General features: G+C 70.4%; 8 protein-coding genes and 5 pseudogenes. 2 read left to right on the top strand and 11 right to left on the bottom strand.

The features are described 5' to 3' along the window. Window positions 1–17: 17 nt before the first annotated feature. Window positions 18–1786, top strand: a pseudogene (locus BTZ20_RS08475) (NTP transferase domain-containing protein). Here BTZ20_RS08475 and BTZ20_RS08470 read toward each other — a convergent pair. The 10 genes and pseudogenes from BTZ20_RS08470 to BTZ20_RS08435 all read right to left on the bottom strand — a co-directional run bounded on the left by BTZ20_RS08470 (window position 1728) and on the right by BTZ20_RS08435 (window position 13125). Continuing rightward, complete coding sequence (locus tag BTZ20_RS08470; protein ID WP_145982253.1) at window positions 1728–2471, bottom strand: sirohydrochlorin chelatase; 744 nt, start codon at window positions 2469–2471, stop codon at window positions 1728–1730. The pseudogene BTZ20_RS08475 and the gene BTZ20_RS08470 overlap by 59 nt on opposite strands. Further along, complete coding sequence (locus tag BTZ20_RS08465; protein ID WP_077041054.1) at window positions 2471–3631, bottom strand: uroporphyrinogen-III synthase; 1161 nt, start codon at window positions 3629–3631, stop codon at window positions 2471–2473. Before BTZ20_RS08465 ends, BTZ20_RS08470 begins: the two co-directional genes overlap by 1 nt. Then, window positions 3628–4046, bottom strand: a pseudogene (gene nirD, locus BTZ20_RS08460) (nitrite reductase small subunit NirD). Before nirD ends, BTZ20_RS08465 begins: the two are co-directional and overlap by 4 nt. Window positions 4047–4154: 108 nt before the next feature. Next, window positions 4155–6664, bottom strand: a pseudogene (gene nirB, locus BTZ20_RS08455) (nitrite reductase large subunit NirB). Next, window positions 6661–6903: a (2Fe-2S)-binding protein gene (locus BTZ20_RS27865; protein ID WP_223263773.1), complete on the bottom strand. Its 243-nt coding sequence runs from the start codon at window positions 6901–6903 to the stop codon at window positions 6661–6663. The pseudogene nirB and the gene BTZ20_RS27865 overlap by 4 nt, the downstream one beginning before the upstream one ends. Before the next feature lie 183 nt (window positions 6904–7086). Continuing rightward, window positions 7087–8108, bottom strand: a pseudogene (locus tag BTZ20_RS08450) (NAD(P)/FAD-dependent oxidoreductase); the annotation flags it as partial. A gap of 68 nt (window positions 8109–8176) precedes the next feature. Continuing rightward, complete coding sequence (locus BTZ20_RS27860; RefSeq protein WP_223263772.1) at window positions 8177–8518, bottom strand: molybdopterin dinucleotide binding domain-containing protein; 342 nt, start codon at window positions 8516–8518, stop codon at window positions 8177–8179. Window positions 8519–8909: 391 nt separating this feature from the next. After that, a pseudogene (locus BTZ20_RS08445) lies at window positions 8910–10244 on the bottom strand (molybdopterin oxidoreductase family protein); the annotation flags it as partial. 65 nt (window positions 10245–10309) lie between these two features. Further along, window positions 10310–11689 carry an MFS transporter gene (locus BTZ20_RS08440; protein WP_223263771.1) on the bottom strand — a complete coding sequence of 460 codons (1380 nt, stop codon included), beginning with the start codon at window positions 11687–11689 and terminating at the stop codon, window positions 10310–10312. A 263-nt stretch (window positions 11690–11952) separates the two neighbouring features. Continuing rightward, window positions 11953–13125 carry an MFS transporter gene (locus BTZ20_RS08435; protein ID WP_077043575.1) on the bottom strand — a complete coding sequence of 391 codons (1173 nt, stop codon included), beginning with the start codon at window positions 13123–13125 and terminating at the stop codon, window positions 11953–11955. A gap of 172 nt (window positions 13126–13297) precedes the next feature. Here BTZ20_RS08435 and BTZ20_RS08430 point away from each other — a divergent pair, with 172 nt between their 5' ends. After that, window positions 13298–13975: a FadR/GntR family transcriptional regulator gene (locus BTZ20_RS08430; protein WP_077041052.1), complete on the top strand. Its 678-nt coding sequence runs from the start codon at window positions 13298–13300 to the stop codon at window positions 13973–13975. A 4-nt stretch (window positions 13976–13979) separates the two neighbouring features. On the opposite strand, the gene BTZ20_RS08425 is transcribed toward BTZ20_RS08430, so the two are convergent. Continuing rightward, window positions 13980–14828 (bottom strand): TIGR02569 family protein, encoded by an 849-nt coding sequence (locus BTZ20_RS08425; protein WP_077041051.1) that lies wholly within the window; start codon window positions 14826–14828, stop codon window positions 13980–13982. Window positions 14829–14876: the final 48 nt, after the last annotated feature.

Genomic DNA, 14876 nt, shown 5'->3' with positions numbered 1-14876 from the left:
AATGGGATCATCTATCGATGACCATCGGCGCTCCCCCGGCATACGACGCAGTCATTCTCGCCGGCGGATCCGCCTCCCGGATGGGTGGCGTCGACAAGCCCGCGATCGTCATCGCCGGCCGTTCGATGCTGCGCGCAGCCCTCGACTCCGTCGCAAGGGCGGAGCGGGTGGTCGTGGTCGGACCGCACCGCGACGACCTCGCCGCCCCGATCGCTCAGACCCAGGAATCACCCGCAGGCGGTGGCCCAGTCCTCGCGATGGACGCGGGCCTGCTCGAGTTGGGCGACGGCACCGCCCCCGTGGTGGTGCTCGCCGCCGACCTGCCGTTCCTGTCCTCGGCCTCGATCGAGAGCCTCGTCGCGGCACTCGACCGCGAACCGAGTGCACCTGCGGCCTTTGCGCTCGACGAATCCGGCCGGGTGCAGTTCCTCCTCGGCGTGTGGCGCAGGGATGCGCTGTCCGCAGGGCTGGACGAACTCGGGCGCACCGACCTGGCCAACAGGCCGATGAAGACACTGATCCCGGCCGGGTACGTCACCGTTCCCATGACCGGGATCTCCGACTGCGACACCGAGGCCGACGTCGCAGCCGCCCGCGCGCGCGGCATCTCCCCGCCGTCGACCTCGACGAGGCCAGGCGTGCCGTCCGCGATGCCGTCGCGATGCTGCCGGCTCGCTCGGCCGCCCCGCTCGCCGCGATCGGAGGGGTGCTGGCGCGACCGATGGTCGCCGCCGACGCGCTGCCCCGGATCGACATCTCGGCGATGGACGGCTACGCCGTGTCCGGCGACGGACCCTGGCAACTCGACACGGCCATCCGCTACGCAGGATCCGAGGACGAGGTCGAACTCGAAACCGGGCACGCCGTCCGCATCGCCACGGGTGCCCATGTGCCGTCTGGGGCCACCTCCGTCGTGCGCGACGAGCACGTCGAACTCTCGGACACCACGCTGAGCAGGCGCCCGGACGCGCCGGTCCGCGACGACACCCGCAGGCGCGGTGAGAACTGGCAGCCGGGCGCACCGCTCGCGGAGGCGGGCGAACCGGTCACCCCCGCCGTCGTCTCGGTGGCGCTCAGCGGCGAGGTCCCCGAACTGCTGGTCCGCGGGCCTGTCACGGCCCACATCGTGGTGACCGGGGACGAGATCCGCCGCGACGGCCCGCTGCGCACCGGGCAGACCCGCGACAGCCTCGGGCCCGTGATGCCACATTTCCTGTCCTGGTGCGGGATCCGCACGGCCGCCGAGTCGCACCTGCGCGACACCATCGGGGGCTTCGATGAGCTACTGGCGCAGCCGGTTTCGGAAGCGGAATCGCGACCAGACCTGATCGTCATCGTCGGCGCAACCGGGGGCGGCGCCGCCGATCACCTGCGGATGGCGCTCACCCGCTGCGGCGCCCGCCTGGTGGTCGGGCGGGTGCGCTGCCGGCCGGGCGGATCGCAGGTGGTCGCGGTGCTGCCGGACGGCCGCATCGTGCTGGGGCTGCCCGGCAACCCCTTTGCGGCGGTCGGCACGCTGCTGATGACGGCGCCCGCGGTGGTCGCCGCGCTCACCGGTGCCCCTGCCCCGATCCCGCCGCGCGCGCCGATCGAGAACGCCGCGGAGCTCGCCTCCGACGCCCCCCGGGTCGTCACGGCCACCCGACGGCCGGACGGTCGCTGGTATGCGGCCGCGCCGGTGGGGACAGCTCACCTCGCCGCGCTGATCGGGGCCGACGCCCTCGCGATCATCGAACCGGCAACGCCTGACGGTGGCTCCGCGGAACTGCTGCCGTTGCCTCGCTGACGGACGCGATGTCCGCGCAGCCGGCTCGATAGCGGTCGGCCAGCAGCCGAACCAAAGCCGGGTGCACGCCGAGCGGCTCGGCCACGCCGTCCGATCCGGCATCGACCAGCCTCCGGTGGAACAGGCCGTGCGCCAATAGATACGAGGCGATGAACACCCGGCGGTGACCCGCCGACCGCAGCCCCTCGACCACCTCGGGCACCCGCGGCTCCGCGGTCGCGACGTAGCCGATGTGCACCGTGCTCCGAACCAGTTCCGCGAGCATCATGGCGCCGCGGCGCACGTCCGCAAGCGCGCGCGGATCCGAGGAACCGGCCGCCGCGAGCACCACCGCGTCGCCCTGCCGCCAGCCCGCCTCGCGCAGGCGCTCGAACAGCACCGTGGCCAGCACCGGGTCCGGCCCGAGCGCCCTGGTCACGGTCACATCGGGGTGCCCGGAATCGGCGACCTCGCGCGGGACGTCGGTGTGCACGTGATACCCCGAGGCGAGAAACGCTGGCACCACGACGGCGGGCCCGTCGAGGTCGCGGAGCACCTCCGAGGGCGACGGACCGAGGACGTCGACGAAGGCGACGCGGGTCGTGCCCACCTCGTCCGCCACCGCGTCGGCGAGCGCGGCGACCATGTCGACGCCGCGCGGGCTCCTGGTGCCGTGCGCGACGAGCACCAGAGCCGGCCCGCCCACTAGTCGTCCCCGCAATCGACCGGGTCGAGGGCGAGGCGGTAGCCACGCTTGACCACCGTCTGCACGATCTTCGGGGCGCCGAGACAGGTCCGCAGCCGCGCGATGGCGGTCTCCACCGCGTGGGTGTCCTCGCCGCCGCCGGGGAGCACGGAGAGCAGCTCCTCCCGCGAGACGACGCGTCCGGGTCGATGCGCCAGCGTTCGCATCAAAGCCATTGCGGCAGGAGCCAGTTGACGAACCTCGCCGTCCACGACGACACATCCGCCGCGCACGCTCACGTCGTGACCCGCCGCGCGCAGTCGCATCGAGCGCCGCGGCAGCTCCTCGGCGATGTGCCGGGCCAGCGACCCGAGCCGCGCCCGTCCCGGCATGGTGCTCGGGACACCGAGCGCCTCGAGCGGTGCCGCGGTGACCGGGCCGACACACACCGCGAGCACCCGGGTGCGCAACGAGTTCAGCAACGGGTCGATGAGGCCGATCTCCTTGGCGCGGATCAACATCGACGCCACCGCGGGCGCGCTGGTGAAGCTCAGCGCGTCCAGTCCACCGCCGACGGTCAGCTCGATGAGCCGGTCCATCGCGGTCGGATCGTCGGGCTGGGTCCACCGGTACACCGGCACCGGGACGACCTCGGCGCCTGCCACCCGGAGCACCTCGCAGAAGTCGGGCAGCGGCTCCCATTCGGTGGTGGCGCCGTGCAGCTGCACGGCGATCCGCTTGCCCTCGACACCCTCGGCGAGCAGGTGGTCGATCACCTCGGCCGACGACTCGGAGACCGGCGACCACTCCTCGCGCAGGTCCGCGGCTCGGATCGCGCCCTTCGCCTTCGGCCCGCGCGCCAGCAGCCGCGCGTTCGACAGCGCGCCACCCAACTGTTCGGCGAGCCCCCAGCCGTCGGCGGCCTCCATCCAGCCGCGGAACCCGATTCCGGTGGTCGCGACCGCGATCTCGGGCGGGTTGTCGATCAGTTCCCTTGTCACCCGTTCCAGCTCGGCATCGTCGACGAGCGGGATGATCCGGATCGCGGCCGCGTGCACGACGGTGGCGCCGCGCCGGGTCAGCAGGGTGGTGAACTCCTCCGACCGCCTGGCCGCGGTGACCCCCACGGTGAAACCGGACAGCGGCTCACCGACCTGCGGCACCGCCCTGCCCTCGCTCATGCGCTGTCCGCCGCGGCGGCCGAGGTGCTGTGGACCTGGACCATGCCGGCCCAGACCCGCACGTCGTAGACCGGCAGCCGAACGGACTCGTCGTCGAGGCAGCGCCCGTCGACGAGCGAGAACACCTGCTTGAGCAGGGGCGAGACCACGATCGGCTCACCGGCCCTGTCCCCGACCAGGCCGCGCGACATCACCGCCGCGCGCCCGAACGGATCGATGTTCCCCACTGCGTAGAGCGAGCCGTCCTCCATGAGGAACAGGGCTGCCTGCTCGCCCCCCGAATCAGCACCGCGACACCGAGCCCAGGGATGAGGTGGCTGAGCGGGCAGGCCGAGGTCCATTCGAGTCGTCCGTCGTTGACGCTCTCGCGTCCGGGTCCGGTCACGTTGTGCGCCTTCATCTCGATAACGGTCATCATCGTGGTCCTCCTGTAATGCAGGCTTACTTTCTACTTTTCCGGTGTTACCTGGGCGTTAAGCCGCGATTCCCTCGGGGTAAGCAGATTCTGAGCGGTCCTCACCCGCTACTGGGAGATCGTGGCGGGCATGGGCGGTATCCCCATCAGGACCGGGATCTTGCGATCGCCGGACTCGTCGAACACCACGGTCGGGTCGGCCTCCTCCGGAGCGTTGACAAAGGACACGAAGCGCGAGAGCTTCTCCGGATCGTCGAGCACGCCCGCCCACTCGTCCTGGTATCCCTCGACGTGCTTGGCCATGGCCGCCTCGAGCTCCTCGGCGATACCCAGACTGTCCTCGCAGACAACGGCCTTGAGGTGATCGAGGCCGCCCTCCATCGCCTCCACCCACGGCGCGGTGCGCTGCAACCGGTCGGCGGTGCGGACGTAGAACATCAGGTACCGGTCGATGTAGCGGATCAGGGTCTCGTCGTCGAGGCCGCCGGCCAGCAGCTGTGCGTGCTTGGGCGACTGACCGCCGTTGCCGCCGACGTAGAGGTTCCAGCCGTTCTCGGTGGCGATGACGCCGACGTCCTTGCCCCTGGCCTCCGCGCACTCACGAGCGCACCCGGAGACTCCGAACTTGATCTTGTGGGGGGATCGCAAACCGCGGTAACGGTTCTCGAGTCCGACGGCCATGCCAACGGAGTCCTGGACGCCGTACCGGCACCAGGTGGATCCGACACAGCTCTTCACCGTGCGAAGCGACTTGCCGTAGGCCTGACCGGACTCCATGCCGGCATCGACCAGTCGCTTCCAGATCGCGGGCAGTTGCTCGACGCGGGCACCGAACAGATCGATGCGCTGGCCACCGGTGACCTTGGTGTACAGACCGAAATCCCGTGCCACCTCACCGATCACGATCAGCTGCTCGGGCGTGCACTCGCCACCCGGCATCCGCGGCACCACCGAGTAGGTGCCGTTCTTCTGGATGTTGGCCAGGAAGTGGTCGTTGGTGTCCTGCAGCGAGGCCTGGTTCCTGTGCAGGATGTGATCCGAATCGGTCGAGGCCAGGATCGAGGCGACCACCGGCTTGCAGATGTCGCATCCGCTTCCGGTGCCGAACTTGGTGATCAGCGCGGAGAAGGTGCGGGTACCGGTCGCCATCACGATCTCGAACAGCTCAGCGCGTGACTGCTCGAAGTGCTCGCAGAGCGCCTTCGACATCACCACGCCGGACGAGGCCAGTAGCTGCTTGATCGTTGGCAGACATCCGCCGCAGGTGGTTCCCGCGTTGGTGCAGCTCTTCACGGACGCGATGTCGCAGGCGCCCTCGGCGATCGCGCCGCAGATGGCGCCCTTCGTGACGCCGTTGCAGGAGCACACCTCGGCATCGTCGGGCAGCGATCCGGCGCCGGGCTTCTCGCCCGCAGGCGAGATCAGCGACGCCGGGTCGCCCGGGAGTTCGCGACCAACCAGCGGTCGCAGCGACGCGTACGCGGACGCGTCGCCGACGAGGATGCCGCCGAGCAGGATCTTGGCGTCGTCGGACACCACGAGCTTGGCGTAGGTGCCCTTCGCCGCGTCGCTGAGGACCACCTCGAGGGCACCGGGCGTCTGCGCGTGTGCGTCACCGAAACTGGCGACGTCCACCCCCATCAGCTTGAGCTTGGTGGACAGGTCCGCGCCAGGGAACTCGGCCGCGCCGCCGAGCAACCGATCGGCGACGATCTCGGCGGTGGTGTAGCCGGGCGCCACCAGGCCGTACGCGACACCCTCGACCGCCGCGCACTCGCCGACGGCGTAGACGGCCTCGTCGGAGGTCCGGCAACCGAGGTCGGTGAGGATGCCACCGCGCTCGCCGACCTCGAGCCCGGCCGCACGGGCCAGCTGATCCTGCGGCCGGATGCCCGCGGAGAACACCAGCAGCGCCGCCTCGATCACCGATCCGTCCGAGAGCTCGACGCTCACGCCGTCGGGACCCTCGGTGATGGCGGCGGTGCCGACGCCCGCGTGCACGGTCACGCCGAGGTCGGTGACCAGCCGCGCCAGCAGCGCGCCGCCGCCCTCGTCGACCTGCAGCGGCATCAGCCGCGGGGCGAACTCGACCACGTGCGGGGTCATGCCCATCAGCCGGAGCGCATTGGCCGCCTCCAGGCCCAGCAGGCCGCCACCGACGACGACGCCGACCGCCCCCGGCCCGCCTTCTCCGCGGTGGCGCGGATCCCGTCGAGGTCGTCGAGAGTGCGATACACGAAGCACTCGGGTCGGTCGTGGCCGGGAATCGGCGGCACGAACGGGTACGAGCCGGTGGCCATGACGAGGGCGTCGTAGCCGAGGGTGTCGCCGGCGCTGGTGGTGACGGTGCGCGCGGTGCGGTCGAACGCGACGGCCCGCTCGCCGGTCCGCAGCTCGACCAGCGGGTCCCCTGCGTAGTCGTTGCCCGCGAGCGCCAGTTCCTTTGCGTCCCAGGACCCGACGTAGGAGGACAGGCCGACCCGGTCGTAGGCGGGCAGCGCCTCCTCACACAGGACGGTCACTCGCCACTGGGCGTCCCCGTCCCGCGCGCGCAGCGCCTCGACGAATCGATGGCCGACCATTCCGTGCCCGATCACCACTACCGACTTGTTGTTCATGCTGCGCCCTCTTCTTCGATCGATGGTGTTTCGTGTGCTGGTTGGTCTCTTGGTTCCGGATCCGAGTTGCGTAGCCATTCGCAGATGCCCTGGACGACGGAGCTGCAGCCGCCGCAGCCGGTGGTCGCCCTTGTCTCGGTGGCCATGGCCGCCACGCTGCGCGAGCCCGCCTTCCACGCCGTTGTCAGTTGCGACTTGGTCACCGAGTTACACCGGCAGACCACAGCCGACCCCGGCATGGTGGCCGGGCTCGCCACCTCGACGCCCGCGCCCGATCCGCGACCGATCAGCAGCGACATCCGATCCACCGGCACCGGCAGCTGCGCGTCGAAGAGCTGGGTCAGGGTGCCGACCACGTCGGGATTTCCCAGCAGCACCGCCCCGACCACCCGGTCCTCCCGCACCACGACCTTCGCGTAGCGCCCCCGGGTCGGGTCGGCCAGGGTCAGCACCTCGCTGTGGCTGCAGTGCATCTCGGCGCTGATGTCGCCCATCGAGGCGAGGTCGATGTCGTGGGCCTTGAGCCGCGTCACGTTCGCGGTCCCGTGGTAAGTGGCGAATCGGTTCTCGCCCGCGAGCCGCTCGGCCACCACCGCGGCCTGCTCCCAGCCCGGCTGCACCAGTCCGTAGACCTCGCCGCGGTGCTGCGCGCACTCGCCGATCGCCGAGACGCGCGGGGCGCTGGTTCGCAGCAGGTCGTCGACCACGATTGCCTGATCGATCGCGATGCCCGCGGACTCGGCCAGCGACACCTCCGGCCGGATCCCCGCCGACAACACCAGCAGATCGGCCGGCAGCTCGGTCCCGTCGTCGAGCACCACGGTCCGGTTCTCGGCGTCGCGGGCAACCGCCCTGCGACCGAGCACCATCCGCATGCCGAGCTCGGTGAGCACCCGGGTCAGCACCGCGCCGCCCGCGGGGTCGAGCTGGCGCTCCATCGGAAAGTCCTTGGGGTGCACCACCGTGACGTCCATGCCGCGCATCAGCAGTCCGCGGGCCGCCTCCAGCCCGAGCAGGCCGCCCCCAGCACGACGGCACTTGACCCGCCGGTGGCCGCTGCGATGATCTGGTCACAGTCGCCGATCGTGCGGAACGCGGCGACGCCGTCGACCAGCGTGCCCGACTCGTCCACCGCGCCCGCGATCGGCGGGATGAACGATCGGCTACCGGTCGCCAGCACCAGCTCGTCGTAGCCGATCTCGTCGTGACCGGCCCCGGTGCCGTCGTCGCAGCGCACGGTCCGTGCGGCCGTGTCGATGCCGGTCACCCGGACGCCGGACCGGACGTCGATGCCCTGACGCTCCCACCAGCCGTCCGGCTTGAGCCGGGTGTCGCGGCCGGTGATGCTGCCGGCCAACACGTTCGAGAGCAGGATCCGGTTGTACGCGGGATGCGCCTCGGCACCGATCACCACGATGTCGAGCCGCTCCCCGTTCGGATCGCGTCGCCGCAGTTCCTCCGCCAGTCGTGAGCCGGCCATGCCGTTGCCCACCACCACGATTCGGGTCCTGTTCATGCCACCTCCAACTTGACCGCACACACCTTGAACTCCGGCATCCGGCTCGTCGGGTCGAGAGCCGGGTTGGTCAACAGGTTCGCCCGGCCGGACCCGGCGAAGTGGAACGGCAGGAACACGGTGTCGAGCCGCATGCTGTCGTCGCAGCGCACGGTCGCCTCGGTCCGGCCCCGCCTGCTCACCACGGCGGCCTTGGCACCCTCGACGAGGCCAGCCCGGCGCGCGGTGTCGGGATGCACCTGCACGAACATCCCGCCGGCCGCGCGGACCAGTTCGTCGATCCGGCGGGTCTGCGCCCCGGACTGGTAGTGCGCGAGGACCCGTCCCGTCGTGGCCACCAACGGGAACTCGGCGTCCGTCCCCTCGCTCGGCCCGCGGTGCTCCACCGCGACGAAACGCGCTCGGCCGCTCGGGGTCTCGAATCGATCCAGAAACAAACGCGGTGTCCCGGGGTGCTCGGGTTCGCCCGCGGGGTGGCCGGGCACGGCCAGTGCAGCGCGGCGCCCTCGTCCAGCCGGGCGTAGCTGATCCCCGAGTAGTCAGCGACCCCGCCCGCGGAGGCCAACCGGAGCTCCTCGAAGACGGCCTCGGGATCGGTTCCGAACCGACCCGCGGGCTGGCCGAGCCGGCGGGCGAGCCCGGCGAGCACCTCGAGCTCGGAACGCGGTCCCTCGGGGCGGGCACGGCGGCCTTGCGGCGCAGCACCCTGCCCTCGAGGCTGGTCATCGTGCCCTCCTCCTCTGCCCACTGCAGGACAGGCAGGACGACGTCGGCCATGGCGGCGGTCTCCGAGAGCAGGAAGTCGTTGACGACCAACAGGTCCAGCGCGGACAGCCGGTCCACGACATGGCCGGCGCGGGGGGCCGACACCGCGAGGTTCGCCCCGTGCACCATCAGCGCGCTCGGCCCGCCTGGCGTGCCGAGCGACTCGAGCAGCTCGTACGCGCTCTTGCCCGGGCCGGGCAGCTCGGCCGGGTCGATGCCCCACACCTCAGCGATGTGCACCCTCGCGGCGGGGTCGGTGATCTTGCGGTAGCCGGGCAGCTGATCTGCCTTCTGCCCGTGCTCGCGACCACCCTGCCCGTTGCCCTGTCCGGTGATGGCGCCGTACCCGCTGCCCCGGCGGCCGGGCAGCCCGAGGGCCAGAGCCAGGTTGATCACGGCCGAGACGGTGTCGGTCCCGGTCGCGTGCTGCTCGGCCCCCCTGGCCGTCAGGATGTAGGCACCAGCATCGGACTGCTGTGCGCGCCACAGGATCTCCACCGTGCGGCGCAGCGCGCTCACCGGCACCCCGGTGACCCGCTCGGTGCGCTCGGGCCACCACTGGGCTGCGGCCAGCCAGGCATCGTCGAATCCCTCGGTGCGGGCGCCGACGAAGTTGTGGTCGATGCGGCCGTCGAGCACGGCCAGGTGCAGCAGGCCAAGGGCCAGCGGCAGGTCGGTGCCCGGGCTCAGCTGCAGGTGCACCCCACCGCCGGCGAGGGCGCGCTCCACGGTGGCCGTGCGCCGGGGGTCCGCGACGATGAGTCCGCCCGCGTCCGCCGCGGTCGCGAGGTGACCGACGAAGGGCGGCATGGTCTCGGCGACGTTGCCGCCGAGGATCAGGATCGCCCGCGCCGCACCGAGATCGGCCACCGGGAAGGGCAGACCGCGGTCGAGCCCGAAGGCCTTGCCACCCGCTGCCGCCGCCGAGGACATGCAGAACCGGCCGTTGTAATCGATGTTCGACGTGCGCAGCGCCACCCGGGCGAACTTGCCCAGCTGGTACGCCTTCTCGTTGGTGAGCCCGCCGCCGCCGAAGATGGCCACGGCGTCGCGTCCGCCCTTTGCCTGCGCCGCCGCGAAGCCGTCGGCCACGACGTCGAGCGCGGTGTCCCAGCTCGCGGGGCGCAGTTCCCCGTCCCGGCGCACCAGCGGCGCGGTGAGCCGGTTCGGGTTCCTCAGCAGTTCCGCACTGGTCCAGCCCTTCTGGCACAGCCCGCCCCGGTTGGTGGGGAAGCTCCGACCCGTGACCGTCGCGGTCAGGGCCTGATCCGTTGCCGAGGAGTCCCGCGCGATGTTCATCGCGCACTGGAGTCCGCAGTACGGGCAGTGGGTGGGGGTGGAGACCAGGGACGGAACTGCGATGGTCATACCAGCACCGACTCCTCGGTCTCGGTGACGTCCCTGGCCGCCGGGCGGCGCAGGAACACCACATAGGTGACGACGATGCAGGCCAGGTAGAAGCCGAAGAAGACCCAGAACGCCATGGTCGCGGACTTCGCCGGGCTCAGGTACGAGGCCCGGAGCACCAGGTTGATGCCGACGCCGCCGAGTCCACCGATCGCGCCTGCGAAGCCGATCAGCGCGCCGGACATGCTGCGGGACCAGGAGGCCTTCTCGACCTTGCTGAGCTCGTCCATGCCCTGGGCCTTGGCCTCGAAGATGGACGGGATGATCTTGTACACCGAGCCGTTGCCGACGCCGGACAGGATGAACAGCGCAATGAAGCCGAGGACCAGGATGGCCAGCGTGCCGGTGGTCGCCGGGCCCGCCGCCCTGTCGTCGAGGGTGCTCGCGGTGACCACGACCGCCGAGGCCAGCGCCATCGCCGAGAAGGTGTACAGCGTGATCTTGCCGCCGCCGACGCGGTCGGCGAGCTTGCCACCGATCGGTCGGGCGATCGAGCCGAGCAGCGGTCCGATGAACGCGATCTGTGCGGCGTGCAGCGCGGCCTGAGCGGGGGTGTCGCCGCCTGCCAGGAAGTTGATCTGCATGACCTGGCCGAAGGCGAAGCTGTAGCCGATGAAGGAACCGAACGTGCCGATGTACAGGAAGCTGATGACCCAGGAATCGCGGAACTTGAGCGCCTTGCCCATCGCCCGCAGGTCGGCCTTCTGGTTGCCGAGGTTGTCCATGAACAGTGCGGCGCCGATCGCGGCGATGCCGACGAAGACCAGGTAGATCGAGCAGACGATCCAGGGCTCGGTGTTACCGACGGTGGCGATCACGAGCAGGCCGATGAGCTGGATCAGCGGCACGCCGATGTTGCCGCCGCCCGCGTTCAGGCCGAGGGCCCAGCCCTTGAGTCGCTGCGGGTAGAAGGCGTTGATGTTCGTCATCGAGGAAGCGAAGTTGCCGCCGCCGACACCGGCGAGCGCCGCCACCAGCAGGAACGTCGTGTAGGACGCGCCGGGGTTCAGCATCAGCACCAGGGTCAGCACCAGCGGGATGAACAGGACCAGTGCGCTGAACACGGTCCAGTTGCGCCCGCCGAACCGCGCGGTGGCGACGGTGTAGGGAATGCGGAGGATGGCGCCGACCAGGGTCGGGACCGCCACCAGGAAGAACTTGCCCGCCGGGTCGATGCCGTAGACATCGGTCGGCATGAACAGGATCATCACCGACCAGATGGACCACACCGAGAAGCCGACATGCTCCGCGATGACCGACCAGACGAGATTGCGCTTGGCGATGTCCTTGCCGCCGGCCTCCCAGGCCTCGACGTCCTCGGCATCCCATTCCGCGATGTAGTGCTTGCGATTCGAGGACTTGTCCTCGAGCGCGCCGGCTGTTGCCGTGGCTTCGTCCGAACGTGTGGTCACCGGGCCTCCTCTATGCGTGGGAGACCTAAAGGTACGAGTCGGATGTTGCCGAGGTGCTGCCGGTAATGACTCCGGAATGAACTTGCGCTCACGAACGCGGAGGTCGGATGGTGAGGACGTTTCCGCAGGTAAACAGGGTGTTACGACATGTGACGATCGGTCACAGCCGGGTCAAGATGTGACAGGTGTCACAGCCAGCTGTCCTCGAGGAACCTCGGCTTGCACGCCACGTAGCCCGCGACCAGGATCACCGCGACCGCACCGAGCAACAGGGCGAACGGCCAGGTCCAGCCGCCAGTCAGGTCGTGCAGGATGCCGAACAGCAGGGGGCCGATGCAGGCAACCGCGTATCCGAGCCCCTGGGTGAAGCCGGACAGCGCGGCCGAGCCTGCCGCGGTCCTGGTGCGCAGGTTGATCAGCGTCAACGACATGGGGAACGTGCTCGGGCCGAGGCCGACCAGCAGGATCCACAGCACCGGCGCCGCCATCGGCGCAAACAGCAGACCGGCGAATCCGGCCAGGTAGAACACCGCGCAGGCGACCACCACGGGGTACGGGTTGGCGATCCGCGCGCACAGCGTGGGCGCCCCGATCGCCGCGATGAATCCGACCGCGGAGAACAGCGCGACCATGGCTCCGCCGAATGCCGCGCTCGCACCGGCCTCGGTCAGGATCTTCGGCACCCAGGTGAACATCGAGTACGTGATCAGCGAGGTCATACCGAACATCCCGGCCATCCCCCAGGCCACCGGCGAGCGCCACGCCCGACCACGCTCACCGTGCTCCGCATGCGGTTCCGCGGAGGTGTCGACACGGTCTCGGCCGCGCCTGCTGATCACGATGCCGACCCAGGGCAGGGCCGCCGCGAAGGCCAGCAACGACCACAGCCCGAGTGAGACGCGCCAGCCGTATGCGTCCGCAACCGGCACCGCGACGAGCGCAGGCAGGAAGGTTCCGACCTGCACGCAGGTGATGTAGATCGTGCTCATCATCGCGACGCGGTCCGAGAAATAGCGCTTGACCAGCGGCGGGATCACCACATTGCCGATCCCCATGCCGCCGAGGGCAAGGGCGGAGAGCGCGAGCAGGGCCGCGGTGTCGGACACCATCGAACGGGTCGCGATGCCGACACCGGTCATCAGCATCGCCCCGAGCGCCACCCGCTCCAGACCGAACGTCAGGGCCAGCCGGGGCGTGAGCAGCCCGAAGACGGCGAACATCGCCGTGGGCAGCATCCCGAAGACACCGACGATGGTGGACCCGAACCCGACGTCCCTGCTGATCTCATCGAGCAGCGGGGTCAGGGAGGTGACGGCGGTGCGGAGCGTGAGCGCGGAGAGCACGATCGCGACCAGCACCATCAGCCGGCCGGTGACCAGTGCGCGGCGGTCGATCGGGTGCCGATGCCGTTCGGTTGCTTGCACGGACACCGCACACCTCGTTCCCTCAACAAATGATCGCAAAATCATAGGATGAATGGATGATCCGATGCAACTGAGTATGATGCGCACACGTCTTACAGAGAGGGACCGCGTGCAACCCGTACGACGAACAAGCCTCATCGCGCAGGTCACCGACCAGCTGCGCGCGGAGATCGTGGCCGGCCGCTGGCCGACCGGCTCGCGGATTCCGACGGAGCCGGAACTCTCCGAGCTGACCGGGACCGGGCGCAACACGGTCCGCGAAGCGGTCCAGGCGCTCGTGCACGCGGGCATGCTCGAACGACGTCAGGGTTCGGGCACCTACGTGATCACCACCAGCGACCTCGGCGGGACGCTCGGCAAGTACTTCGCGGCCGCACATGAGCGTGACATCCTCGAACTGCGTCAGGCCCTCGACGTCACCGCGGCCGCCCTCGCTGCGCGGCGCCGCGACGACACCGACATCGCCACCCTGCGCGATCTGCTCGCGCGCCGGAATCTCCTCTGGTCGCCCGTCGAGGGCGCGGCCGACACGACGGCGGCCGTGGCCGCCGATCTGGCCCTGCATCGCGCGATCGTCGCGGCCAGCCACAACGAGGTGTACCTCGAGTTCTACGACTCGCTACTGCCCGCCATCGAGCAGACCATCCTCCGTCACCCCGTCGCGGCCGAGAACTCCTACGAACCCGAGCACGACCAGCTCGTGGAGGCCGTCATCGACGGCGACAGCGAACGCGCGGCGACCGCGGCGCGCCGGTTCCTCACCGAACTCCTCGCCCAGCGCACCTGAGCAGCTAGAGCATCAACCGGATCAGGTCGGCGGTCCGGACCAGGCCGGGCAGCGCCTCGGCCGTCGAGCGCGGATGCAGCGCATGCACCGCCAGACGGAACATCAGGGCGCGCAACAGCATCTGCGGCCATTCCGGCAGATCTTCCCATCGGGCGATCAGCTCCGCGTCGGCTCCGCCCCAGGACAACGCGTCCACCACCACGACCCCGGCCGCCCAGGCCACGGGCCGCCAGTACGGGGTGATGTCGGTGATGCCGGGCGCCTCCGAGCCCGAGAACAGGACGGTGCCGAACAGGTCGCCGTGCACCAACTGGTCGGGGCTGCGCACCGGCTTGCGCAGCGTCGCCAGTTGCCCGATCAGCTCGACACTGGTTCGGCCGTCGTCGGTGACCGCCTCGAACTGGCCCTTGACCGCCCGGAGCGGAACCTGCTCCCACGCAGCCCGATCGGCCGCGACGAACACGTCGACGTCCGCCCAGGGCGCCACCGGGGGCTGCACCAGGAACCGCGGCCGCTCGAGGGTCGCGGTCGCCGCGTGCAGCCGCATCGACAGCGAGACCACCTCGTCGTGCCGCGGCTCCGGCGAGCCGCCGATGAATGTGTCTGCCCGCCATCCCGATACGACATAGCGTCCGTCTGTTGCCCGGACCGGCCGCGCGATCCGCACCCCGTCCGCGGTCAGCGTCTCGCGCACCTTCGCCGACCATGCGGCGCGGGCGTGGTCGGCGACCGGCGAGAGGACGACATCACCGCAACGCCAACCGCCGTCCCAGTCGGCTCCGAGCGGAATCGGAACCGTCTCGCGCAGACCGAAGGTGGAGCGCACGTGCTCGGGAGGTTCGACAGAGCTCACGTCAACAACGCTACCGCCGTCGGGCCTGTCGCCCTCCCCTGACGCGCC

The organism is Rhodococcus sp. MTM3W5.2 (assembly GCF_001984015.1).
GTDB classification, from domain to species: domain Bacteria; phylum Actinomycetota; class Actinomycetes; order Mycobacteriales; family Mycobacteriaceae; genus Rhodococcus_G; species Rhodococcus_G oryzae.
This window is presented reverse-complemented; position numbering and strand designations above follow the sequence as displayed.

Bases quoted from the DNA above. Each gene is read 5' to 3' on its own strand.
- BTZ20_RS08465 (WP_077041054.1), bottom strand. From the start codon at position 3,631: ATGAGCGAGGGCAGGGCGGTGCCGCAGGTCGGTGAGCCGCTGTCCGGT.
- BTZ20_RS08435 (WP_077043575.1), bottom strand. From the start codon at position 13,125: ATGGTGCTGGTCGCGATCGTGCTCTCCGCGCTCACGCTCCGCACCGCC.
- BTZ20_RS27865 (WP_223263773.1), bottom strand. From the start codon at position 6,903: ATGCCGGGGTCGGCTGTGGTCTGCCGGTGTAACTCGGTGACCAAGTCG.